This is a genomic window from Aliivibrio sp. SR45-2 (assembly GCF_963890165.1).
Taxonomy (GTDB): domain Bacteria; phylum Pseudomonadota; class Gammaproteobacteria; order Enterobacterales; family Vibrionaceae; genus Aliivibrio; species Aliivibrio salmonicida.
Map to the genome: position 1 here is coordinate 1 of NZ_CAWPRC010000077.1, position 24776 is coordinate 24776.

Here is a 24776-nt window from a genome sequence, read left to right on the forward strand (position 1 = left end):
AGAATAGATATTTATAAAAAGGTTCCTGTATATAAAAACGCTCTTTTAAACGAACCTATGAGTATAATTATAGTTGATCTAAATGATAAGGAATTTAATGCTAGTGGTAATTGCCCTGAATATACTATTGGTTGGAATGTTTTAGTAAAACTTAGAAATGATTATAATATAATTAATTGTAAACCATATATAGAACTAACTATGAAGTATCGAACTAATACAATTATAGAAAAAAATAAACTTTTCTATGATAAAGTAAATTATAAATATGTTAAATAAAATGCGGGTAAGCAAGATAAGTATAAAAATAATTAAAATATTATGTTTATTTACTGTTTATTTAAAGGCATACATAATGAAAAAGAAATATCAGGGTTAGTCTTAGGACGTTGTGAACAATCGTCTAAGGATACTCTTTTTCAAGTAGAGCCTTATTTTTATGGTGACGAAAAATATATTTTAGAGTATAACGGATTTAACAAAAAAGCCGACTTATCATAGTCGGCTTGTTTTATCGAATTTACTGCGGTGACCTTGCTAGACTTTAAGGAGCACTTCTGCTTCTTTTTTGGCTTTCTTAGTTTTTATCTGAGCCAAAATAACCCCAGAAATCACCATTAATCCACCCATTAAGTGATAACTTTCAATTTTCTCACCTAATAAAACAGCTGCAAGAGAAACGGCTACAACTGGCATTAAATTCATGAACATCGCGCTAGATTCGGCACCAATGACATCAATGGCTTTAACCCACATCCAAGGGGCAGCAATAGAAGCCGCAATAGAGGCGTACATAATCAGTGGGATAGATTCTTTCGGTGGTAATAAATTGTCACTGGTTAGCCATAACGGCATTAGCATGGCGACAGCAAACATGCCTTGCATATAAATCATCTGCCAGTTAGTGATAGGCATTTTCCAACGTTTCAGTAATACGCAATAGGCTGCATAAGTGAATGCTGCTATTACCATTAAACCATCGCCTTGAGTGATCGGTTGATGCAAAAAGAAAGTCACATCACCATGACCAAGCATAAACGTTAAGCCGGCTAACGAAATTACTGCACCAACAATACTTAATGCGGATATGCGTTTTCCCAGCAACGGCACACTAAGAAAAACACTGATGAGTGGCACTAAAGAAATGATTAATGACATATTCGATGCTGTGGTGGTTAATCCTGCGTAGTAGCCTAATGATTGGTTGATGACCATGCCAAGTAAGGCTAAAAAAGCCAGCTTAGAGAGATAAGGGCGTATCACATGGCGAGATTTAATAATCGAAGGCAAGCAAAATGGCGTTAACAGAAGCATTGCAAAAGCCCAACGATAAAAACTCATGGCACTTGGCTCAATAGCTGATGCTGCCATTTTATTAATGATGGAATTTCCGCCCCAAATGATGACGGTAAGTAGCGGTAATAAGTAATACATGTGAGCTGCATCTCATCAGGAGGTAATGAGATGCAGTGTGACAGGTCGAATTGTTTATATATATCTCTAATCGGACACCTTGATTTACTAATAAGACACGATTACATTTTGTGCTTCATTCCTGCCATTACTTTCTTTACTGGTGCTTTAAATACTTCTTTATCGCCATCAGCAAAGTTAAGTGTCACATCAATAAAGTCACTTTCTTTTAGAGGTTGAGCCAAATCAAATAGCATTATATGCAGGCCACCTGGTTTTAGCATGACTTCTTGATCTTTAGGGATTTCAATCGTATCTACTTCTCGCATTTTCATCATGCCGTCGGTTTTAATCACTGTGTGCAATTCTACTTTCTTTGCTGCTGAGGTGGTTGCTGATACTAAGGTTCTCGTCGCATCACCTGTATTTTTAATGGTCATGAAAATGGCGCTGTTTGTTGCGTTTGGTGGTGTTGCTCGTGCGTATGGGTTTTCGATAATTAATTGGCTTTGAGCAAAAGCGCCTGTGCTAAGAAGTAGTGCACTAAGAGCAAAAAGTGATTTTTTCATGATGTTATTCCTTTAAAGTATGATTTTTATTATTTTGTCATTAAGTGTGTTGCTTAGTTTGCTGGCAATGAAAGAGACTGAATCGCTTCCACTATGGGATCTGGCGATATAGTGTGAGGCACTTTACGTATTAATGAACCATCTGGTTTTAGAAAGTAGAAATACGAGGAGTGATCAATCGTATATTTTAATGCTGAGTCTTTTAACTCGGTCTTATGAAAGATGACACTGTAGCGTCTTGCTAATTCATTGATTGCATCGACTGATCCTGAAACGCCTTCAATTGAAGAATGAAAATAATGTGCGTATTCTGCTGAATGTTCAGGACTGTCTCTTTCTGGATCAAGAGTCACAAAGACAGGTCTTAATGTTTGTAATGTTTCTGGATCGATTTGATTTAATGCGCCAGAGAGCATCGCTAATGAAGTTGGGCAGACATCAGGGCAGCGAGTAAAACCAAAATAGACGATACGAACACGGGGATCGTCTAGATCAAAAAGATCAACGGGTTTATTTTCTATACCATACAGTGCGTTATCGTCAGTTGAATACGCTAAATAGGCTTGTTTTGCTCCGAAACCAATGAGTATAATTGCTATTATTAATAAGAGTTTTTTCATTGGACGGCCTTTAATGAAATAGAGACTGAGGTGGTTCCATCACTGATGGTACCTACCCATGTCATGCTGTTTTGGGTGCAAATTGGAAGTAAAATAGTGCCATTAAATTGGTGGTTTTCATTTTTTGATAATTTAAAAATAGGATTGCCCATTTCCATTTCATGCCCCTTCAAAGAAACGATGAGGTTGTCTGTATTTAAGTTCGGCCAATTCACAGTAATAGAGCTCGGTTTTAAAGGCGTAAGTACGTCTTTTTCTAATTCGATGTCGATGCCATTTTTTGTACAAGGCAAGCTTGAGAGCTTACACGTCTCTTCAATTTGAACGGTTTGTGCCGAATAAGAAATAAGAGCGTCTTTTATATCGGTGAAAAAAAATCCAACACCAAATAAAAGTAACACGGCAATGACTTTCATTGCTGAAGAGGCTATGTTCATATACAAATAAATTTATCAAATAAAAGTATGATAATAGTAGCATAGCAACAATACAGGGCAGTGTACTGGTTGTTGGAGTGTGATCATCGTTAAAATTTAGTAAAAAGGATAAGTAGGCTATGGATAAAAAACGTTGCCAGTGGGCTGAAGTTTCTGATTTAGATAGAGAATATCATGATAATGAATGGGGTGTTCCTGTTCACTCTGATCAACAATTGTTTGAATCTTTAATTTTAGAAGGTGCGCAAGCGGGATTAAGTTGGTCTACTATTTTAAAAAAACGGGAAGACTACCGTTTGCTGTTTGATGGTTTTGATGTTCAAAAAATCGTTAAATATGATCAAGATAAAGTCGAAGCGTTAATGCTAGACGCTCGTATTGTTCGTCATCGCTTAAAAATTAATTCGGTGATCACCAATGCTCAGGCCTTTATTAAGATACAGCAAGAGTTTGGCAGTTTTTCTGACTATTTGTGGTCTTACGTTGATGGCAAACCAATGATAAATAAGTGGGAAACAATGGCTGATGTGCCAGCCACCACTGAGTTATCTGATAAATTAAGTAAAGATCTAAAGAAACGTGGTTTTAAATTTATTGGTTCGACCATCTGTTACGCTTTTTTACAGGCGACAGGTGTAATCGATGATCATCTTGTCAGTTGCCCTTGCTACAAAGGTTAATTTTAAGTTACTGTTAAGTTGACTAGTTGTTGGCCGATACCGTATTTAGAATAAGCGTAAAGTAAGTGTACTACGTAGGTAATCAAGGAGAGATTATGACGAATAAGATGATAGAAGACACGGATGCAAATATTATCGAAACCGTGGATATTAATGGCACGTATCAAGAAGAGCGACGAGAAAAGGAAGAAAGAAGAAATTACCCAACAAAATCTGTTCTTTTTGAGCGTCGAATAACAAAAGATAAACGCATTAAGAAGAGTATCGACATTAAAATTTAATCTCTTTCTCATGATTACCATGAATAAACGGTGTATTTGATATTAAAAAGGAGCGTAATTTACGCTCCTTTTTTGTGTCTGCTAATCTTTTATTTTAAATATAATAGGGCAGTGATCGGTGAGTTGGAATTTTTTAACGTCATTTTGGTCATACAGTAATTGCTCTACTTCGACTTGTTTAAGAGAAAGATTACTAATGCCGTGATCAATCAAGCGGGTAAATGTGGTGTATTTAGGCCAATTACGTTTCCATTGTTTAACGGTGCAACTACCTTTGGTGTCTTCTGTTAGTAGGTATGGGTCTTGTGGTGTGCCTTTTTGAATTTCTTTCCACACCCAACTTCTTGGGTGCGCTAAGGTGTGGTTAAAGTCCCCAAGAATTAAGTAATCTTGTTTCTTTTCGTTTCGCTCATTTATCCAATCAATCACTTCTTCTGTTTGTTGTTCAAGAGTAGAACAGGCGTAGTTGTTCTTTTTCTGACCAAAACACCCTGATTTCAAATGAACAGAAAGTAAATGCAAAGGCTTTTCGTTTACGGTTGCAATGATATAAGCCGCATAACGTAATTTGCTGGTTTTCTTGTTGGGTAACAGAGAAAAATCATCAGGGTCAGTCACGCTAATTGAGTTGTGCACGGCAAAACCCGTGTATTGGTTTATGTCATTAAACTTCTTTTTTGGGTTAGATGAACGATCGGATAAGTAGATTTTATACTCGTTCCCCACGACTTTTTGAATCGCCTCAGCGGAATCGACTTCTTGGAAGGCCAATATTTGGCTACTTGATTTAATAAAATAATTATTTAAGGATTGAAAATCGTATTCATTTCTTTCTGATGGTTTAAATTTTTCAGATGGATTGAGTGTTAACCATTCCATATTCCATGTCGATAGTGTGACAGCATAGCTTGAAAATGAGCTAAAAATAAGCATGTAAAAACTGAGTAAGCGAGTAATTCGTTGATTCATAAGTCCTCCAGAAATCGCAAGCAGTTTAATCAAAAACTTACTGCATAGCACACAAAAAAATGTTTCATTTTCATACATTGCAACGAATTTGAGAACAAGATTAAAGCAGTGGTGAAAGTAGAATCACCCTCAGATTTCTCTTGATCTAGATCAAGGTATTTTATTCGTAGATCGAGCTTAATACACCACATCTTGTGTTAGCGAGTCTAATGCACCCACTATTTAGTATTTGGAGCCACTGTGAACATAACTGTAATCAAACGAGATGGAAGTCGTGCAGCCTATGAGAATTCTCGTATTATTGACGCTGTAAAAGGCGCTTCAGAGCAGGTTACGCCTGAAATTGAGAGTTATGCTCAGCTAGTGGCTCATGCCGTTGAAGTGGCTCTACAGGGACAAAAAGAAGTGGGTATTCGTCAGATCCAAGATCTGGTTGAAAACGAATTAATGCAAGGACCACATAAAGTGTTAGCGCGTGCCTATATTGAGTATCGCCATGACCGTGACATTGCTCGTGAAAAAATCAGTGTGCTAAATAAAGAAATTAGCGGCCTGATTGAACAAAGTAATGCTGAATTATTGAATGAAAACGCCAATAAAGACGGCAAAGTTATCCCAACACAGCGTGATTTACTGGCGGGTATTGTGGCTAAGCACTATGCGACACGTCATATTTTACCGCGTGATATTGTTCAAGCGCATGAACGTGGCGAGATCCATTACCACGATCTAGATTACGCCCCGTTCTTCCCAATGTTCAACTGTATGCTGATTGACTTAAAAGGCATGTTAACAGGTGGCTTTAAAATGGGTAATGCGGAAATCGATACACCAAAATCGATTGCCACAGCGACAGCAGTAACCGCACAAATCATTGCTCAAGTTGCAAGTCATATCTACGGTGGAACTACGATTAACCGTATTGATGAAATTCTTGCGCCTTATGTAACGGTTAGTTACGAAAAAGCGAAGAAATTGGCTGAGAAATGGAACATTGCGGATGCTGAAGCGTTTGCTCAAGCACAAACAGAAAAAGAATGTTATGACGCATTCCAATCTCTTGAGTACGAAGTAAACACATTACATACCGCGAATGGGCAAACGCCTTTTGTTACGTTTGGTTTTGGTTTAGGCACAAGCTGGGAATCAAAATTAATTCAACGTTCTATTTTAGCGAACCGTATTGCTGGTTTAGGTAAAAACCGTAAAACAGCGGTATTCCCAAAATTAGTCTTCGCTATTCGTGATGGTTTGAACCATAAAAAATCGGATCCTCATTACGACATTAAAGAACTTGCGTTGGAATGTGCTACAAAACGTATGTACCCAGACATTCTTAACTACGACAAAGTAGTTGAAGTGACAGGGTCATTCAAAACGCCAATGGGGTGTCGCAGCTTCTTAGACGTTTATGAAGAAAACGGTGAACAAATTCATGATGGCCGTAATAACATTGGTGTTATCAGCTTAAACCTTCCTCGGGTTGCGATTGAAGCGAAAGGTGATGTGACGGCATTCTACAAATTGCTTGATGAGCGTCTACTTCTTTGTCGTCGTGCATTAGAAACACGTATTTCTCGTCTTGAAGGTGTGAAGGCTCGTGTTGCTCCTATCCTTTATATGGAAGGGGCGTGTGGTGTTCGTCTGAAACCAGATGATGACATTATTAATATCTTTAAAAATGGCCGTGCATCTGTATCACTGGGTTACATTGGTGTGCATGAAACGATTGAAGCGTTGTTCGGTAATGATGAACATTTATATGACAACGCAGAGCTTCAAGCAAAAGCATTAGAAATTATTCAATACCTAAAAGATGCAGTCGAAGTATGGACAAAAGAAACCGGTTTTGGCTTTAGTCTTTATGGCACACCAAGTGAAAACTTATGTTCTCGTTTCTGTAAATTAGATAACACACAGTTTGGTGTTATCGATAAAGTGACAGACAAAGGGTACTACACCAACAGTTTCCACCTTGATGTTCAAAAAGTAGTAAATCCATACGATAAGATTGATTTTGAAATGCCATACCCTGAGATCTCAAGCGGTGGTTTTATTTGTTACGGTGAATTCCCTAACATGCAACGCAATATTGAAGCGTTAGAAAACGTATGGGATTACAGCTACAGCCGTGTGCCTTATTACGGAACAAACACACCCATTGATGAATGCTACGAATGTGGTTTTACGGGTGAGTTCGAATGTACAAGTAAAGGTTTTACGTGTCCTAAATGTGGCAATCATGACTCAACCAAAGTGTCAGTAACACGTCGAGTATGTGGTTATTTAGGCAGCCCTGATGCACGCCCATTTAACTTCGGTAAGCAAGAAGAAGTTCAACGTCGAGTGAAACACTTATAATGAATTATCACGTATATCATTCAATTGATGTGATTAACGGACCGGGTACGCGTTGTACCCTGTTTGTTTCTGGTTGTGAGCACAACTGCAAAGGGTGCTATAACAAGTCCACATTAAATCCAAACTCAGGTCATGTATTTTGTCAGCAATTGGAAGATAAGATCATTGCCGATTTGAATGATACGCGTATTCATCGTCGAGGGTTGTCGCTGTCAGGTGGCGATCCTCTTCATCCTGCCAATTGTGAGGCTGTGCTTAAGTTAGTGAAACGAGTTAACTCTGAATGTGAGAATAAAGACATTTGGATGTGGACAGGTTATACGTTAAGCGAGCTTAACCCAACGCAGCAAGAGATTGTGAATTTGGTTGATACGTTAATCGATGGCCGATTTGAACAAGAGAAAGCGGATCCATCATTAGATTGGCGTGGAAGCAGTAATCAAATCATTCATTATTTTAATGATTTGTAAAATTAGAGTAAAAAATTAAGCAATAAACCGTGATATTTTCCTATCTGAATGGTAATTTAAATGTATTACAGATCATAAGGATATGAAAATATGCTGCAAAATATAGCGACTCCTGCTAAAGATCCCATTCTTTCTCTCTCTATTGAATACCGTGCTGATGATCGCGACAACAAAGTCGATCTTGGCATTGGTGTTTATCGTAACGATCAAGGCCATACTCCAATCATGAAAGCGGTGAGTGATTCAGCGAAAGCTATCGCTGCTGAGCAAACCACAAAAGCGTACGTTGGCCTCGCTGGTTGTGAAGTTTTTAACCAAAGCATGGTTGATCTGTTATTACGTGATACGTCTGCTTATGAGCGTGTTTCTGCTATTCAAACGCCAGGTGCCAGTGGCGCATTGCGCATGATTGCCGATCTGATTAAATCAACAGAACCAGATGCTACGGTTTGGATAAGTAACCCAAGTTACATTAACCATCAACCGGTAATGGAAGCCGCAGGCTTAAAGGTTAAGCATTATTCTTATTTTAACCCTGCAACGAAACAAGTTGATAGCGAAGCTATGATGGCTGATTTAGCCAATGCTGGACCTAAAGACATCATCTTGCTGCACGGTTGTTGTCATAACCCAACAGGGGCGGATATACGTTTGTCTGATTGGATAGCAATTACTGAGTTGGCGTTGAAAAATGGCTTTATTCCTTTTGTTGATATTGCCTACCAAGGTTTTGGTGATGGCTTAGAATCTGATGCTGCCGGGTTACGTTTTATGGCGGATCATGTGCCTCAAATGTTTATTGCGACGTCATGTTCTAAAAACTTTGGCTTGTACCGTGAACGCACTGGTGCAGCAATGGTGATTGCTGTCAGTATTGAAATTGCGATGAATGCAAAAGCCAAATTACTGCAAATGGCACGAGCAACGTACACGATGCCACCCGATCACGGTGCGGCCATTGTGGGACGAATCTTAAACGATGCGGCATTAACATTATCATGGCGTACCGAGTTAGATGAGATGCAAAAACGTTTACTTGGTTTACGTTCGAATCTTTGTGCAGCGCTGCGTGATGAAACGCAATCGACTCAGTTTGATTTTATTGAACAACATAAAGGCATGTTTTCTGTGATTGGCTTCAATGGCGATCAAATGGCACAGTTAAAATCTGACCATGGAATTTATGCGGTAGGGGACGGTCGTATTAATATTGCAGGAATGCAAGAGCAGCATATTGATTATATTGCAAAATCCGTTGCCTCTGTTGCAAATAAGTAACAGAAATTTTTGAGATAGTTACTATACTAATAGAATGAATCATTACAGATAATACAGTAAAGGAAAACGCATGAAGATAACAAAAAAATGGTCAACGTTACTTTTACCTATTCTACTTGCTGGTTGTATGTCGACAACAGCAACGACAACACCAGAAACAGGTACGACTGATAAGCCGGTTGTTGAGCAACCAGTAACACCAGAGACTAAGCCGGCAGTAAAACCAGAAACAAAGCCCGCGGTAAAGCCTGAGCAAAAACCACAAGTTGATCCTAAACCACCCGTTGCGACAAATCTGAAAACAGCAGATGGCAAACTGATTTTAGGTGAAGAAGAGTGGATGTACATCAAAGCGATTAACCATAACGCGAAAGCTCGAATTGACACAGGCGCTACAACGTCTTCAATTTCAGCGGTTGATATTGAAATGTTTGAGCGTGATGGAAAAGATTGGGTTAAATTTAAACTTGCTCATGGTGCTGGTGAGACAAAAGAGTTTGAATCACCAGTGGCTCGTATCGTAACTATTCGTCAATCAAGTACAGAGAAACGAACGGATCGTCCAGTGATTGAAGCATGGGTACAAATTGGCGATTTAGAAACCAAGACAGAGTTTACTCTTAATGACCGTACGCACATGACGTTCCCTGTATTATTAGGTCGAACTTTCTTCCGTGATGTGGCTGTTGTTGACGTAAGTAAAAAGTTCATTCAGCCAAAAGTAAAATTAGCTAAGTAAATCGCTTATCTATCTTACATCGAAGTAATGAATAAAAACGCCCAAATCTAGTCTTTGGGCGTTTTTTTATGTTTTAAATATAGAGGTTAAATTAGTAATTATAATCGTGGATTAGAACAACTTATAATTAGATGCATTCTGCTGCTCTCTATGGGCTTGTAGCTTATATATTTGTTTGTAGATAACGTAATAACGGCTGATATTGGCAACATAATGAACAGGCTCTTTGCTAACGTATTTCTGAGCCATGATTTCTACATTATTAAACCAAACATTAGGGTTATACCCGTGTTTAACCGCCATTCTTCGCATTTTTCTTACATTCGCCGGTCCTGCATTGTAAGCCGCTAATGAAAAGTACATTTGATTTTCTTCAGTGATCTCCGGTTTCAAAAAATAGCGTTTATGTACAAAACTCATGTATTTCACACCAGCGTGAATATTATGCTCTAGTTGTCTAAATTTTTTGATATTGATATACGGTTCTTTTGCGGTTTGTGGCAGTACTTGCATAATACCAACGGCACCCATATGAGAAACGAGGCGGTTATTGAACTTGGATTCTTGATACGCTTGAGCTGAGATCATTAACCAATCAAATTCATACTTGTCGGCGTATTGTTCAAACAAGACCGCCAAACTTTTAAATTGCGTTACGGTTTCAGGGTTAAGGGCTTTTTTTAGCCACTTGGTATTATCAAGGTATTTCTTGTAAATGACGTTACCTAAGAAGGAGCCTTGACGAATGGTTCTTACGTATTTGTTTACAGCAGATTTTAATTGGGGGCTATTTTGGCGCATTGCCCAGCCAATATTTGCATTTGTTCTGATTGGAAGATCTTCATAGATAGTGATGTTTTTCATCACCTTAGTCCATAATTGTGATTTATGGCTGTCAATCACCGTGATAGGTAATATATCTTGGTTAAGCATCTCCATCAGTTCGTAATCTTGTAGGTTTTCTTCTAGGAATTGAACACTGATAGGTGGAATATCTTGTGCTGAAAGTTGCTTATTGATTCTTTGTAAACTTTCAAAGTAGCTAGAGCTTGGTCTAACCCATACTTCTTTGCCTGAGAGATCTTCAAAAGAGGTAATGGCAGGCGCACTTTTTGAACCGACTAACCATTCTTTACTGTTGCTAATAACAGGATCACTGAAATCAACCGATTTTAAACGTTGAGGTGTGATCGTTAAATTGGCAACGGCAAGATCGCCAAACCCACTTTCTAACGCGTTGAATAAATCGTCTCTAGGAATAGGGATCACTTGGACATTCACGTTGATATTATTTTTTCGTAAATGGAGTTCAAAGTGATGGAGGAATTCAGCAATAATACCTTTAGGTTGTCCCTTTTCTATGTAATAAAATCCAAGATCGGCAGAGACAAGTACCCTAATGGTGCCTTTTTTTTCTAATACTTTTAAATCCCCAACGTAAGGAGTTTGAGTCATGGGGGATAACTCAATAGAAAAAGCCAGTTGGGGTATAAATAATAATACCCATATAAATCTACGTAAACTATCCATGTTACGACGCCATTTTTTAACAACATACTAACAAGTTAAAGTGAAAATGAAGATAATTCAAGATTTTTATACGGGTATAACACTCACATTCTCTGGATATTAACGCTGATAAGGAGATTAAAAGAAAGAAGAGGTCGACACATTACGCTGTTTTTTATGTTCTTCTAATTGTGTTATTTGCTTATAAATGACGTAATAACGGCTGATGTTTGACACATAGTGCACGGGCTCTTTACTGATGTATTTCATTGCCATCAATTCAACGTTATTGAACCAAACGTTTGGATTATATCCATTTATTCTAGCCATGTTTCTAATGCGCCTTATGTTTGCAGGTCCTGCATTATAAGCCGCAAGAGAAAAATAGAGCTGATTATCAGGGGAAATTTCAGGCTTATCAAAATAACGTTTATGCACAAAGCTAAGGTATTTTATCCCTGCGTGAATGTTATTTTCTAATAGATTGATATCATTAATGCGAACATTGCGATCTTGTGCCGTTGTTGGCAACACTTGCATAATACCAACCGCACCTTTATGAGAGATGACATTGTTGTTTAATCTTGATTCTTGGTAGGCAAGCGCCGAAGTTAATAACCAGTCGAGATTGTACATGTCTGAATATTGTTTAAATAATCCTGAAAACTGGTTTAGTCTATCGATATTGTCAGATCGTAAGATTTTTGCTAACCATCGGTCATCATTAAGGTATTTTTTATAAATAAGATTCCCTAAGAATGAGCCTTTTTTGATTTTTGTAATGTATTGATTCACTACTTTTGACAGCTGTGGGCTGTCTTTTCGCATTGCCCATGCAATATTGATATCTTCTTTTAGGGGAAATTCATCATGGTATTTAATGTTAGGAATGATCTTTTTCCATAACAGTGCTCGATAATTTTCAATGACGGTGGCAGGAAGCAATTTATTTTCTACCATTTCGAGTATTTCATTCTCTCCAAGAGACTCTTCTAAAAAATGAACATCCATTGGAGAATAATGCTCTCTGGCTAATTGGTTATTTAGGTTTTGTAGGGTTTCAAAATAACTGGAACTGCCTTTTACCCAGATCTCTCTTCCTGAAAGATCATAAATGGTTTCAATAGGCGCTTCTTCTTTTGAAGTGATAAGCCATTCGGCACTGTCTTTAATGGTGGGAGTACTGAAATCAATATGCTTTAGGCGATTTTTGGTCACCGCTAAGTGCCCAACAGCAATGTCTCCAATACCTGATTCAAGAGAGCGGATCAGATCATCTTGAGCTACTGGGATAATGCGTATGCGCATGTGACGATTTTGTTTTTTTAATGCTTGTTCAAAGTGCGAAAGAAATTCCGAAATAATGCCAATCGGCTTACCATCACTGACTTGGTAAAAACCAACTTCAACAGAGACTAATATCCGAATGACCCCTTTTTTTTCTAATTCGTTGTAATCACCAAGATAAGATGAATGACTAATCGGCGCTAGCTCAATAGATTGAACTACGCTTGGTAATAATAACAAAGCAAAAATAAGGGGACGAAATTGATTCATAGCGGAATTCCAAATAACAATATAGGTACACGCTATGTTTCATTACTGTTAATAACAAGAGGTAAGTTTGTTGTTTTTAGGCGGTATTACATTTGAGACTATTAGTTAATCGGTTATTTAGTAAGAGTGTTTAACTTTTGATTTTAATGAAGTTTTCATGACGAGTTTAGTTATTGCTTTGTTTTTATTTATTGGTGTTGTGAATAAGTAAAAAGCCAGTGGTATAAATACAACTGGCTCTTTAGGGAATAAAATCGTAAGTTAATATCGTGTTATTTAGAACGTAAATCGTGCCGTCATCATTATTTGACTGCCATAGATCCCACCAAATTTAGCTTCAGTACCGACAGAAAGTTGATCCGTTGAATGAAAACGGAAGTGCACGCTACCTACATCTTTTGTTATGTCACTATTAAAAAGTTGACCGTATTGAGCGCCGACTTCAATTTGCTGTACTAACCACATACGAAAACCAATATTTACTTCGGTTAGCATTTCATCACCAAATTTATCACTTGATTTGTCTTTTACATTATGAAGTAATAGTTGACCATAGATGTCTGCGAATTGGTTTATTGGACCGTTGAAACCAATACCACCACTGATGTCCCAATCGCCTTCAAATTCGGTGTCTATTTTTCCGACAAGGTGAGCGTTTTCAGTAAATTGCTGATTTATTTGAGCACCGAAAGTACCTGGACTTGTTCCTATACGAGCTTCAAAAAAGCTGTAAGGAAAATTATTTGCTAGCGCAGTTGAAGAAGAAAGTGCTGCAGTTAAAAGCCATATTTTATTGATTGTTTTTATCGGTGTCATAACTTGGTAGCCTAGTTTCCATAAAATTCACTTATAGAAAAGCCTGCAAAATGCAGGCCAAGTTATCGATTTGTTATTCGATTTATAGGGTTTGTAGGCGATCTACTTCAATCTCAGGGGTACTTCCACCTTCATATTCACCAAAAATGCGGACTTTAGTCGTTTCATTAATCGCCGTTGGTAATGAAATGTCGTCATCAATTTCGATTTGAATTTCAGTCGTACCATCTGAGAATACGTATTTGTCTTTACGAATATGGCGAACGATACGTCCATCAATGGTTGCGTCTTGCTCTGCGAACATGCTCGTGTCTTTTAATAACTCAGCGACCGTCGTTGTTGTTACTGGGCCAGTGTAGTTTAATTGAGCGTGTTTATTGTTATGGTCGCCATTGTCAGCCAGAGCGATGGTTGGAGATAAGATTAGAGCGGCTGTAATTGCAATGATTGTCTTTTTCATAATAAACCCTTAATACGATAATGTGATGACTCTGAAATGCAGAGTCTTATGCGTTGTTGTTTCGATAGGGCTATTAAAGCAAAGGTTGCCTGAATCTATAGTGAGGAAGGCATTCATATTCTATTCATCTATTTTATCTTTATTCATATCAGGTGAAACTTCAGTAGAACCTAGCCTCTGTGTTGTTAAAAATGCTAATATCATCAACCTGATATATACGAAATTAGATGGAATTATGAACACTTTTGCTCCGTTAATGGTTCAAGGAACGACTTCTGATGCTGGTAAAACAGTCTTAGTGGCAGGGTTATGCCGAGTACTTTCTAATAAAGGGATTCAAGTTGCCCCTTTTAAACCTCAGAATATGGCACTTAACAGTGCAGTAACGGAAGATGGTGGTGAAATTGGCCGAGCTCAAGCACTGCAAGCGGATGCTGCTAGAGTAAAACCACATGTTCATATGAATCCTATCTTATTGAAGCCGAACACCGACATTGGCGCTCAAGTCATTGTTCAAGGAAAAGCCATTGAAACGATGGATGCGTGGGGGTTTCAAGATTACAAAAAACTTGCCATGCCTTATGTTCTAGAGTCTTTCGCTTACCTGAATGACCATTATCAATGTGTTGTGGTTGAAGGGGCGGGAAGTCCCGCGGAAATAAACCTGCGTGAAAATGACATTGCAAATATGGGGTTTGCAGAAGCCGCTGATGTTCCTGTGATCATCGTTGCTGACATTGACCGTGGTGGTGTGTTCGCCCATCTTTATGGCACATTGGCGTTATTGTCTGAATCTGAACAAGCACGAGTCAAAGGGTTTGTCATTAATCGCTTTCGTGGTGATATTTCCTTGCTTGTTCCCGGTCTTGAATGGCTAGAAGAAAAAACAGGCAAACCTGTACTCGGTGTTATCCCTTATTTACACGGATTAAACTTAGAGGCGGAAGACGCCATTAAGAGTGAGCAACAAGAGAAAGGCCAATTTGTGGTTAAGGTGCCAGTGGTTACTCGTATCAGCAATCACACCGATTTTGATTCATTGCGTTTGCATCCAGATATCGATCTTCAATTTGTAGGTAAAGGACAATCGCTGTCTGGCGCTGACTTTATTATTCTTCCTGGTAGTAAGTCGGTTCAGGCCGATTTGAATTACCTTAGATCTCAAGGGTGGGATAAAGATATTGAAAGACACCTTCGCTTTGGTGGCAAAGTAATGGGAATTTGTGGTGGTTATCAAATGCTAGGAGAGCAGCTTTCTGATCCGCTAGGAATCGAAGGCGAACCTTCATTAATTGCTGGATTAGGGCATTTGGCAATATCCACCGAGCTTAAAAAACAAAAGCAGCTAACCTTAGTTGAAGGGGAGTTGCATCTTCCAAATCAATCATCAGCAAAAGTGAAAGGGTATGAGATCCATGCCGGCGTCAGTATACATACTGCCGGAGCTCATCTTCCTGTGATCATTAATAGTGAAAGCATTGTAAGGTATGACGGAGCTTTAAATCATGAAGGGTCTATATTTGGGACTTATTTACACGGTATCTTTGATGAACCAGAAGCTTTTGAAGCCATTATGTCTTGGGCTGGCTTGAAAGAAAGTAAAGCCATTGATATGAAAGAAATTCAAGAAGAGGCGATTGAGCGTATTGCAGCTTCTATTGAAGAAAGTTTGGATTTATCACAACTTTGGCCAAGTTTGTTTGAAAAGAAAGCAGCGTATTAAGAAGGAATTATTATGTCTCGAATTTTTGTATTTTTTGCATTATTGATGAGTTCGTTGTCAGTATCTGCCAATGTGACAGTATATGCAGCATCATCGTTAACCAATGTAATGGATGATATCGTGTCTTCTTATCAGAAGGAAACCGGTGAAAAAGTCAGAGTGAGTTACGCAGGGTCGTCTTCGTTAGCGCGACAAATAGCGAACGGCGCACCCGCGGATATTTACTTATCAGCCAATACGAAGTGGATGGACTATTTGATCGAACAGGATCAAATTGAAGCGGAAACAAAGGTTGATCTGTTAAAAAATAGCCTAGTGTTAATTGCATCGAAAAGCACACCAAAAGAAAACGCTTGGCAGTGGTTTATTGATCAAAAAGATCTGCGCCTTTCAATGGCAGATCCAAGGCATGTACCCGCAGGTATTTATGGTAAGCAAAGTTTAGAGAATCAACATCGTTGGGCTGAGGTAAATAAACGCATAGCATCAGGTAATAATGTGCGTTCGGCTCTTTTATTTGTGGAGCGTGATGAAGCGCCGTTAGGCATTGTGTATAAGACAGATGCATTATTATCAAAAGGCGTAACGATTGTCGAAGAGTTCCCTGCTGATTCTCATGATCCTATCGTGTACCCGATGGCGATAGTAAAAGATAAAAAATCAGATCAAGTAATGAATTTTTATCAATACTTACTTTCTGAGAAAGCCAAAATGACCTTTACAGCTTATGGATTTACAACAATTTAATGATATTAACGGATTATGAAGTAGAGGCTTTATTACTGAGTTTAAAGATCGCGGGCATTGCGGTCAGCTTTTCTTTGCCTATTGGAATATTACTGGCTTGGTTGTTAGCTCGATGTGAGTTTAAAGGCAAAGCCATATTAGATGGATTAATCCATTTACCGTTAGTGTTGCCACCAGTGGTGATTGGGTATTTGTTACTGATCTCAATGGGGCGACAAGGCATTATAGGCAAATGGTTATATGAACTGTTTGGATTAAGTTTTAGCTTTAATTGGAAAGGGGCTGCATTGGCCTCTGCTATTGTGGCGTTGCCATTGATGGTACGAGCGATTCGATTAGCGTTAGAGTCGGTTGATCAAAAATTAGAACAGGCAGCCCGTACTTTGGGGGCATCACGCTGCAAAGTATTTACCACCATCACTTTACCCTTAATGTTGCCGGGGATTTTAACTGGTGCCGTGCTAGCCTTTGCGCGCAGTTTAGGTGAATTTGGTGCGACCATCAGTTTTGTTTCAAATATCGAAGGGGAGACAAGAACGCTTCCATTAGCAATGTTCAGCTACATAGAGATCCCCGGGGCAGAAATGGAAGCAGCACGATTGTGCGTGATCTCTATTGTTGTTGCGTTAATTTCATTATTGCTGTCTGAATGGTTAGCACGAGCCAGTAAAAAAAGGTTGATGGGTTAATATGTTAGTCATTGATATTCAAAAGCAATTGGGTGATTTGGATTTAAACGTTCAATTGTCGCTGCCATCTTCTGGAATAAGTGCGATATTTGGTCGTTCGGGTGCCGGAAAATCATCACTTGCGAATTTAATCAGTGGATTAACGTCCCCAGATTCAGGGCGAATTTCTCTTAATAGTTCTTTACTATTTGATTCAGATAAGAAGATTTCGGTACCGCCAGAACGTCGACATATTGGGTATGTGTTTCAAGATGCACGTTTATTCCCACATTACAAAGTTGAGGGGAATTTACTCTATGGATGTAATGGCAAGAGAACGGCTCGTTTTGATGATGTGGTGAGCTTGCTTGATATTGAGCCTTTGTTAGATCGTCACCCCCATTCCTTGTCGGGGGGAGAAAAGCAACGCGTTGCCATTGGTCGAGCCATTTTATCTGAGCCAGATTTATTAGTCATGGATGAACCGTTAGCGTCATTGGATCTCCCTAGAAAACGTGAAGTGATGCCATATTTAGAACGCTTGGCGAAAGAGATCAAGATCCCTATTATTTATGTCACACACAGTCTTGATGAAATACTTCGTTTAGCGGATCACATGGTGCTGTTAAATGATGGAAAGGTCAGTTTATCAGGAGACATTACCTCAGTGTGGAGCTCACAAGAGATGCGCCCTTGGGTTAGTATGTCCGAGCAATCAACATTGTTAGAAGGTATTGTTGCTCATCACCATGAAACGTATTCGATGAGTTTTGTGCAGCTGTCAGATCGACAAGGGATTTGGGTTAAAAAAACAGACGCTTCTGTTGTGCTAGATCAGCATATTCGATTACGGATTCGAGCAAATGACGTTTCTTTAATTAAAACCGAACCCTGCAGCAGTTCTATTCGTAATATTCTACCGGTTACCGTTGTCGCGATTGAAAAAGACCGAGAAAATGACAGTGTTGCCGTCAAACTTGATTTGGTTGGGCATGTTTTATGGGCAAATATTACCGCTTGGGCCTGTGATGATTTAGCGTTAGAAATTGGACAGAAATGGTTTGCACAAATTAAAGGTGTGAGTGTGACTCAGTCAGACTTATGCTCTAAGTAACTGCTTTTAAAGTATAAGCTACATTAAGGATATGAATGTGAAATACCAATGGATATTATTTGATGCCGATGAAACCTTGTTTCATTTTGATGCCTTTGCAGGTTTACAACGCATGTTTTTAGGTTATGGAGTTGAGTTTGGGAAAGAACAATTTATTGAATATCAATTGGTAAATAAACCGCTGTGGGTACAATATCAAGACAACGAAATTACGGCTTTGCAACTCCAAGAAACACGATTTGAAGGGTGGGCTAAAAAAGTAGGTGTTACGCCAAAAGCAATGAATAGCGCGTTTATGATGGCAATGGCCGAGATCTGTACGCCATTAGATGGCGCTAGAGAGTTGCTTGATTCATTGTTAGAGAGCAATGTGAAAATGGGTATTATTACGAATGGATTTACGGAATTACAGAAGATCCGCTTAGAGAAAACGGAATTTAGTCATTATTTTGAGTTGATCATTATTTCAGAGCAAGTCGGAATCGCAAAACCAGATAAACGCATTTTTGAACATACTTTTTCGATGATGGGGGAGGTGGATTTATCCGCGATACTTATGGTTGGAGATAACCCTGATTCAGACGTGCTTGGTGGCATGAATGCAGGTATTGACACATGTTGGTTAAATGAAGCCGGTAAAACGTGTCCTGAAGGCGTAGAGCCAACCTATACTGTGGGTTCACTGGTAGCATTACAAACTATTTTAGAAAGCGCTTAATTTAGTTATTAAAAAAGCCTCATCGTTTATCATAAACGATGAGGCTTTTTTGTATCAGGAGGAAATTACTCTTCTGACGGTGTTACTTGTTCTGTGTTTTCTGTTTCTACCGCTGCTTGTTCTGCTTCAAGAGCCATTTTTTCACGATCTGCTTTACAGATGTATTTTGGCTTATTGTGCGCACGGCTATTTTTTGTTTGAGTTCTACGGTGTTTTTTTAATAGCGTTTCTTTAATCTTATTTTTACGGCTCATTGTATTACCACATTAAATCATCAGGAATAACGAACTCAGCGTATGGGTCGTCTTCATCTTGCGCATCTTCCGCTATTACGTTGTTAAGTACAACAACAGATTTATCGCGCAGAGTAATCTTATCGGCAACGCCAGCGGGAACGACTTCGTAATCTTCATTAAAATGAACAATTGCTAAGCGACCAGCAACAAGCTGAGTTTGCATTGTTTTATCAACGTACATTTTTTTGACGAGTACGCCATCAGTAAAGTTATAACCGATATCACCGTGTGTGCGATCCAGTTTATTTGCTGAGATAAGTTGTTTGATTTGAGCAAGTAATTCTTTCTGGTCTTTCTCTGCTTTGTGTTGTGCGCTCAATTCTTTGTCTTTTTCAGCTTGAGCAGCTTTGTTTAATTCAACCGCCGCTTTTGCTTCACGATTTTGAACACGAGATTTTTTTGAAGCTTTCTTTGCTTTTGCTACTTTGTTTCGGTTCACTAACCCAGCTTTTAGCATTTGCTCTTGTAAGCTTAGCGCCATAATTGTTCCTAATGATTAATTTGTATAATTCTTATTATTATCCCATGAGTCGTATGGGATTAAAAGATACCGTGTTAAATAAGCACCCTCCTAGTTGATGTAAAGAGAGATAAAGTAATGAAAACACCTTGTATAGCAGCCTGTAAAAATGAAGGCGGTATCTGTATTGGCTGCAAACGCACCATCACTGAAATTATTGAATGGAAATCAATGACAGATGAAAAACGAGATAAAGTGATGGATCGATTGTCGGGTAAATCGTCTTCTCATGAGTGCCCTGAATGCCAAAAACCGGCTCAATGTGATATCAAAATGGGAAAGGAAACGTGTTGGTGTTTTGATCTAGAAACACGAGATGTAGGCATCGTTTCTGAGAATTCTGCTTGTTTATGCCAACATTGTTTAGCAAAGAAGCCTATAGCGTGATATTTACGTGCTACTCTATAAATAGTTGAAGTTTATTGATATGGGTCAATTATCGACGTTGATTATTTGACCTACTCCTTAGTGGTATTTAACAAGTTTAACAATTATTACATAAAATTAATTTGTCACAACTATTAACATTGATTCATATAACTTTTCAATTTAATACATCTCTGGATGAGCGCAAAAAAGTTGTGTTTAAAAGGAGTTATCGTAAAAAATTAATTGAAGCACTATTTGTGAGGGATTAAAATCTACAGCAAATAAGTTCGACAACTTGTTAACATTTTCTATATTTATAAAGTAGAAAAATAACTAGGAATAAAAATTATGAGCAATGCAGTAAAGCAAAACGATGGAGCTGAACGTTCTTCTGAATGGAAAGCTTTTCTCTTCATCACAGTTGTTCTTTTCCCAATTCTAAGTGTGGGTGTGGTTGGTGCGTACGGTTTCTCTGTGTGGATAGCACAGGCGCTGTTTTTTGGTATGCCAGGTCACGGCGGTTAATTCTCAATTTTTAAGAATGCAGCCGCTACAACAAATTAGAATTATATAAAAAGAGAAGCAATTATGATGTCATTACTTAAAAAAGCTTGGTCGGTTTTCGCTCGACCAAGTGTACATATCGGCTTGGGTGTTCTTACCCTTGGTGGTTTTGTTGCGGGTGTTATTTTCTGGGGTGGTTTTAACGTTGCGTTAGAAGCAACCAACACAGAAGAATTTTGTGTGAGCTGTCACGCTGATAACATCTTACCTGAATACAAAGGAACTATTCACGATAAGAACCGTTCTGGTGTTCGTGCTACCTGTCCTGATTGTCACGTTCCACACGATTGGACTTCTAAAATTGCTCGTAAGATGAAAGCAAGTAAAGAAGTATTCGCTCATTTAGTTGGTACAATTGATACCCCTGAGAAATTTGAAGAGCGTCGTATCGTTTTAGCCCAGCATGAATGGGACCGTTTTAGCGCAAACAAATCTCTTGAATGTCGTAACTGTCATGATTATGACGGTATGGATTTCTCTAAAATGAAACCAACGGCACGTATCCAAATGCAAGGCGCGAAAGAGCGTGACCAAAGTTGTGTCGATTGTCATAAAGGTATTGCACATAATCTTCCTGCAAATATGGACAGTTCTGGTGGCATGGTAAGTGAACTTAGCCAGCTAGCAAGTAATACTAAATATGAAGATGGTCAAACTTACGTTTCTGTTCGTCACCTTCCAATGTATGAAGATGAAAAACTAACGATTGAAGCGGGTCTATTAAACCCTGCCTCTCAAGTAACTGTACTTGAAGAGAAAGGCGATGCAATGAAAGTTGCGATTGATGGTTGGCGTAAAGTTAAAGGCTTCGGTCGTGTTATCCAAGAAGATTTTGGTATGAACATCGCGGTTGGTGCTTTGCTTAAAGGCGCAGCTCAAAACGACAAAATCGTTGAGAAATTTGAAACTAAAGTTGATGACCTAACGGGTCTACCTTGGCAGCGTGTTACTGTTGATGTATGGATGAAGAAAGAAGATTTCTTATCTGATTACACTACGGTTTGGCAAAAAGCGGAAGAGTCATACAAAACAAACTGTTCTGTATGTCACACTCAACCAGCTGAAGGTCACTTTGATTCAAACACATGGCCTGGTATGTTTGACGGTATGATGGCATTCGTTAACTTCGATACAGACAGTAAGTCACTTGTATTGAAATACCTTCAAAAACACTCTTCAGATTTTTCTGACGAAAAACACTAAGAATTAACGGAGTAGATAGCATTATGTCTATTAGCAGAAGAAGTTTTCTAAAAGGTGTTGCAACAACAAGTGCAGTATCTTTAGTAGGTCCTAGCCTACTAATGTCTTCAAAAGTAAGCGCGGCTGAAACGACTGGCACATGGCGTACATCTGGCTCGCATTGGGGTGCATTCCGTGCACACATCTATGCGGGTAAAGTACAAGAAATTAAAGCACTAGAGATGGATAAACATCCAACAGATATGTTGAATGGCATCAAAGGTATTATCTACAGCCCAAGCCGTGTACGTTACCCAATGGTTCGTGTTGATTGGCTGAAGAAACACAAATACTCGGCTGAAACTCGTGGTAATAACCGTTTCATCCGTGTGACTTGGGATGAAGCGCTAGATTTATTCTACCGTGAGCTTGAGCGTGTTCAAAAAGATTACGGTCCATGGGCGTTGCATGCAGGTCAAACTGGTTGGAACCAAACCGGTTCTTTCCATAACTGTACTGCTCAAATGCAACGTGCTGTTGGTATGCATGGTAACTTCATCAAGAAAGTAGGTGACTACTCGACGGGTGCTGGCCAAACAATCATGCCGTATGTTCTAGGTTCAACAGAAGTATACGCACAGGGTACTTCTTGGTCTGAAATCCTAGAGCACAGTGACAACATTATTCTTTGGGCGACCGATCCAGTTAAAAACCTACAAGTAGGTTGGAACTGTGAAACGCACGAAGCATTTGCTTACCTTGATCAGCTAAAAGAAAAAGTAGCTGATGGTAAGATCAATGTGATCTCTGTTGACCCAGTTAAAAACAAAACTCAGCGTTTCTTAGACAATGAGCACATGTACATTAACCCACAATCAGATGTGGCGTTCATGCTTGCTGTTGCTTATACGCTATACACTGAGAATTTATATGATAAGCAATTCATCGATACTTACTGCTTAGGTTTTGATGAGTTCATGCAATACGTGCTTGGTGAAACGAAAGATAAAGTCGTTAAAACACCTGAATGGGCATCTGAAATCTGTGGTTTGTCTCCAGAGCGTATTCGTGAATTTGCGAAAATGATGGCGACAGGTCGTACACAAATCCTATTTGGATGGTGTATCCAACGTCAACAACACGGTGAGCAACCATACTGGATGGGTACGGTTCTATCTGCAATGACAGGTCAAATCGGTCTTGCAGGCGGCGGCGTGTCTTACAGTCACCACTATTCAAGTGTTGGTGTTCCTTCGACTGGTTTTGCTGGCCCTGGTGGTTTCCCACGTAACGTGGATCAAGGTAACAAACCTAAGTGGGATAACAATGACTTTAATGGTTACAGCAATACGATCCCAGTAGCTCGTTGGATTGACTGTCTATTAGAACCAGGCAAAGAAATCCGTTATAACGGTAATAAAGTGGTATTACCTGATTTTAAAATGATGGTTATTTCTGGTAACAACCCTTGGCATCACCACCAAGATCGTAACCGTATGAAGAAAGCATTCCAAAAACTTCAAACGGTTGTAACGATTGATTTCACATGGACAGCAACGTGTCGTTTCTCTGACATCGTGCTTCCTGCATGTACGCAATGGGAACGTAACGATATTGACCAATACGGTTCATACTCTGCTCGTGGTCTTGTTGCAATGCATAAATTGGTTGATCCATTATTCCAATCACGATCTGATTTTGAGATCATGACTGAGCTAACACGTCGTTTTGGTCGCCATAAAGAATACACTCGTGATATGGATGAGATGGAGTGGGTTCGTTCACTTTACGCTGAGTGCCGTACTGCGAATGAAGGCAAATTTGATATGCCTGAGTTTGATGTATTCTGGGAAAAAGGTGTTCTTGACTTTGGTGAAGGTAAACCATGGGTTCGCCACGCTGATTTCCGTAAAGATCCTGAAGTGAATGCATTAGGCACACCTTCTGGTTTCATTGAAATCACAAGCCGTAAGATTGCTCGTTTTGGCTACGAAGAATGTCAAGGTCACCCAATGTGGTTCGAGAAATCTGAACGCTCACACGGTGGTCCTGGCTCTAAGAAACACCCATTTTGGATGCAGTCTTGTCACCCTGATAAGCGTTTGCACTCACAAATGTGTGATTCTGAAGAATTCCGCGCCACTTACACAGTACAAGGTCGTGAGCCTGTATACCTAAACCCACAAGATGCTAAAGCAAAAGGCATCAAAGATGGTGATTTAGTTCGTGTATTTAATGACCGTGGTCAGCTTCTTGCTGGTGCTGTTCTTACTGATAGCTACCCTAGCGGCGTTATTCGTATTGAAGAAGGCGCATGGTACGGCCCTCTAAATGAAAAAGTTGGCGCTATCTGTACTTACGGCGATCCAAACACATTAACGCAAGATATCGCATCATCTGAGCTTGCTCAGGCGACATCTGCGAACACATGTTTGGTAGATTACGAGAAGTTTACAGGTAAAGTTCCACCAGTAACCTCGTTTGGTGGTCCAATTATTGTTGAATAAGACAATAAAAGTTAATTAATTAAAAAGCACCTAAATATAGGTGCTTTTTTTATATATGCTGTTCATGCAACGCATTGATTTATAGTTTAAAATTATGATTGTCAGCCGAGTTGATAATATAGCGTAATTGAATTTTATTTTTTATAAAACACCGTTAATTTCTCTATGAGAAAGGCAATATATGTATTATGCTCTCGCCGAAAATTCCA

The 24776-nt window shown here is 39.0% G+C and carries 27 protein-coding genes; 16 read left to right on the forward strand and 11 right to left on the reverse strand.

Going from position 1 to position 24776, the window contains the following annotated elements:
* On the forward strand, positions 1-279 hold a 279-nt coding region (locus AACV33_RS03425; protein ID WP_220488588.1), incomplete at its 5' end, for a hypothetical protein.
* Between the two features lie 258 nt (positions 280-537).
* On the opposite strand, the gene AACV33_RS03430 is transcribed toward AACV33_RS03425, so the two are convergent.
* The 4 genes from AACV33_RS03430 to AACV33_RS03445 all read right to left on the reverse strand — a co-directional run bounded on the left by AACV33_RS03430 (position 538) and on the right by AACV33_RS03445 (position 3039).
* Positions 538-1434 (reverse strand): DMT family transporter, encoded by an 897-nt coding sequence (locus AACV33_RS03430; protein ID WP_065609561.1) that lies wholly within the window; start codon positions 1432-1434, stop codon positions 538-540.
* Between the two features lie 101 nt (positions 1435-1535).
* Positions 1536-1982: a copper chaperone PCu(A)C gene (locus tag AACV33_RS03435; RefSeq protein WP_017021883.1), complete on the reverse strand. Its 447-nt coding sequence runs from the start codon at positions 1980-1982 to the stop codon at positions 1536-1538.
* A gap of 53 nt (positions 1983-2035) precedes the next feature.
* A complete protein-coding gene (locus tag AACV33_RS03440) occupies positions 2036-2602 on the reverse strand; it encodes an SCO family protein (RefSeq protein ID WP_182699864.1) in 567 nt (188 codons plus the stop codon).
* Positions 2599-3039, reverse strand: coding sequence for a hypothetical protein (locus AACV33_RS03445; protein ID WP_182699865.1), 441 nt, complete (start codon positions 3037-3039; stop codon positions 2599-2601). The genes AACV33_RS03440 and AACV33_RS03445 overlap by 4 nt, the downstream gene beginning before the upstream one ends.
* Positions 3040-3158: 119 nt before the next feature.
* On the opposite strand from AACV33_RS03445, the gene AACV33_RS03450 reads away from it, so the two are divergent.
* Both AACV33_RS03450 and AACV33_RS03455 read left to right on the forward strand, forming a co-directional pair.
* A complete protein-coding gene (locus AACV33_RS03450; protein ID WP_182699866.1) occupies positions 3159-3719 on the forward strand; it encodes a DNA-3-methyladenine glycosylase I in 561 nt (186 codons plus the stop codon).
* A gap of 95 nt (positions 3720-3814) precedes the next feature.
* Positions 3815-4000, forward strand: a complete 186-nt coding sequence (locus tag AACV33_RS03455; protein WP_012552081.1) for a hypothetical protein — start codon at positions 3815-3817, stop codon at positions 3998-4000.
* A gap of 81 nt (positions 4001-4081) precedes the next feature.
* Here AACV33_RS03455 and AACV33_RS03460 read toward each other — a convergent pair whose 3' ends face one another.
* Positions 4082-4969, reverse strand: coding sequence for an endonuclease/exonuclease/phosphatase family protein (locus AACV33_RS03460; RefSeq protein ID WP_255458530.1), 888 nt, complete (start codon positions 4967-4969; stop codon positions 4082-4084).
* 240 nt (positions 4970-5209) lie between these two features.
* On the opposite strand from AACV33_RS03460, the gene nrdD reads away from it, so the two are divergent.
* From nrdD to AACV33_RS03480, 4 genes are all read left to right on the forward strand, one after another.
* Positions 5210-7330 (forward strand): anaerobic ribonucleoside-triphosphate reductase, encoded by a 2121-nt coding sequence (gene nrdD / locus AACV33_RS03465; RefSeq protein WP_182699868.1) that lies wholly within the window; start codon positions 5210-5212, stop codon positions 7328-7330.
* A complete protein-coding gene (gene nrdG / locus AACV33_RS03470) occupies positions 7330-7800 on the forward strand; it encodes an anaerobic ribonucleoside-triphosphate reductase-activating protein (RefSeq protein WP_182699869.1) in 471 nt (156 codons plus the stop codon). The genes nrdD and nrdG overlap by 1 nt, the downstream gene beginning before the upstream one ends.
* 90 nt (positions 7801-7890) lie before the next feature.
* The gene (locus AACV33_RS03475; RefSeq protein WP_182699870.1) at positions 7891-9078 is read left to right on the forward strand and encodes an amino acid aminotransferase; all 1188 of its coding nucleotides are present in this window, start codon (positions 7891-7893) and stop codon (positions 9076-9078) included.
* 70 nt (positions 9079-9148) lie between these two features.
* Positions 9149-9817, forward strand: a complete 669-nt coding sequence (locus AACV33_RS03480; RefSeq protein ID WP_017021873.1) for an ATP-dependent zinc protease family protein — start codon at positions 9149-9151, stop codon at positions 9815-9817.
* Positions 9818-9928: 111 nt separating this feature from the next.
* Here the strand turns inward: AACV33_RS03480 and AACV33_RS03485 are convergent, their stop codons facing one another.
* The 4 genes from AACV33_RS03485 to AACV33_RS03500 form a co-directional block, all read right to left on the reverse strand.
* The gene (locus AACV33_RS03485) at positions 9929-11347 is read right to left on the reverse strand and encodes a lytic transglycosylase F (protein WP_012552075.1); all 1419 of its coding nucleotides are present in this window, start codon (positions 11345-11347) and stop codon (positions 9929-9931) included.
* 117 nt (positions 11348-11464) lie between these two features.
* On the reverse strand, positions 11465-12883 hold the full coding sequence (locus tag AACV33_RS03490; protein ID WP_182699871.1) for a lytic transglycosylase F: 1419 nt from the start codon (positions 12881-12883) through the stop codon (positions 11465-11467).
* 276 nt (positions 12884-13159) lie between these two features.
* Positions 13160-13699: a hypothetical protein gene (locus AACV33_RS03495; protein ID WP_012552073.1), complete on the reverse strand. Its 540-nt coding sequence runs from the start codon at positions 13697-13699 to the stop codon at positions 13160-13162.
* An 82-nt stretch (positions 13700-13781) separates the two neighbouring features.
* A complete protein-coding gene (locus AACV33_RS03500) occupies positions 13782-14159 on the reverse strand; it encodes a YgiW/YdeI family stress tolerance OB fold protein (protein WP_017021871.1) in 378 nt (125 codons plus the stop codon).
* A 235-nt stretch (positions 14160-14394) separates the two neighbouring features.
* Between AACV33_RS03500 and AACV33_RS03505 the strand changes: the two genes are divergently transcribed.
* The 5 genes from AACV33_RS03505 to yjjG are packed head-to-tail and all read left to right on the forward strand — an operon-like array spanning position 14395 to position 19129.
* Positions 14395-15882: a cobyric acid synthase gene (locus AACV33_RS03505; RefSeq protein WP_026469680.1), complete on the forward strand. Its 1488-nt coding sequence runs from the start codon at positions 14395-14397 to the stop codon at positions 15880-15882.
* A gap of 12 nt (positions 15883-15894) precedes the next feature.
* A complete protein-coding gene (gene modA / locus AACV33_RS03510) occupies positions 15895-16629 on the forward strand; it encodes a molybdate ABC transporter substrate-binding protein (protein ID WP_017021869.1) in 735 nt (244 codons plus the stop codon).
* On the forward strand, positions 16629-17318 hold the full coding sequence (gene modB / locus AACV33_RS03515) for a molybdate ABC transporter permease subunit (RefSeq protein WP_012552069.1): 690 nt from the start codon (positions 16629-16631) through the stop codon (positions 17316-17318). The genes modA and modB overlap by 1 nt, the downstream gene beginning before the upstream one ends.
* Position 17319: 1 nt before the next feature.
* Positions 17320-18411, forward strand: a complete 1092-nt coding sequence (gene modC, locus AACV33_RS03520; protein ID WP_017021868.1) for a molybdenum ABC transporter ATP-binding protein ModC — start codon at positions 17320-17322, stop codon at positions 18409-18411.
* Positions 18412-18448: 37 nt separating this feature from the next.
* Entirely contained in the window at positions 18449-19129 is a 681-nt protein-coding gene (gene yjjG, locus AACV33_RS03525; protein ID WP_182699872.1) for a pyrimidine 5'-nucleotidase, read from the forward strand.
* A 65-nt stretch (positions 19130-19194) separates the two neighbouring features.
* Here the strand turns inward: yjjG and AACV33_RS03530 are convergent, their stop codons facing one another.
* On the reverse strand, positions 19195-19383 hold the full coding sequence (locus AACV33_RS03530; protein WP_017021866.1) for a DUF2986 domain-containing protein: 189 nt from the start codon (positions 19381-19383) through the stop codon (positions 19195-19197).
* Positions 19384-19387: 4 nt separating this feature from the next.
* The gene (locus AACV33_RS03535) at positions 19388-19906 is read right to left on the reverse strand and encodes a DUF2058 domain-containing protein (protein ID WP_182699873.1); all 519 of its coding nucleotides are present in this window, start codon (positions 19904-19906) and stop codon (positions 19388-19390) included.
* Positions 19907-20023: 117 nt separating this feature from the next.
* On the opposite strand from AACV33_RS03535, the gene AACV33_RS03540 reads away from it, so the two are divergent.
* From AACV33_RS03540 to torA, 4 genes are all read left to right on the forward strand, one after another.
* Entirely contained in the window at positions 20024-20332 is a 309-nt protein-coding gene (locus AACV33_RS03540) for a cysteine-rich CWC family protein (RefSeq protein WP_182699874.1), read from the forward strand.
* Between the two features lie 330 nt (positions 20333-20662).
* Positions 20663-20839, forward strand: coding sequence for a trimethylamine N-oxide reductase system protein TorE (gene torE, locus AACV33_RS03545; RefSeq protein ID WP_012552063.1), 177 nt, complete (start codon positions 20663-20665; stop codon positions 20837-20839).
* A gap of 63 nt (positions 20840-20902) precedes the next feature.
* Positions 20903-22081, forward strand: coding sequence for a pentaheme c-type cytochrome TorC (torC, locus tag AACV33_RS03550; RefSeq protein WP_012552062.1), 1179 nt, complete (start codon positions 20903-20905; stop codon positions 22079-22081).
* Between the two features lie 23 nt (positions 22082-22104).
* Positions 22105-24567 (forward strand): trimethylamine-N-oxide reductase TorA, encoded by a 2463-nt coding sequence (gene torA / locus AACV33_RS03555; protein WP_017021864.1) that lies wholly within the window; start codon positions 22105-22107, stop codon positions 24565-24567.
* Positions 24568-24776: the final 209 nt, after the last annotated feature.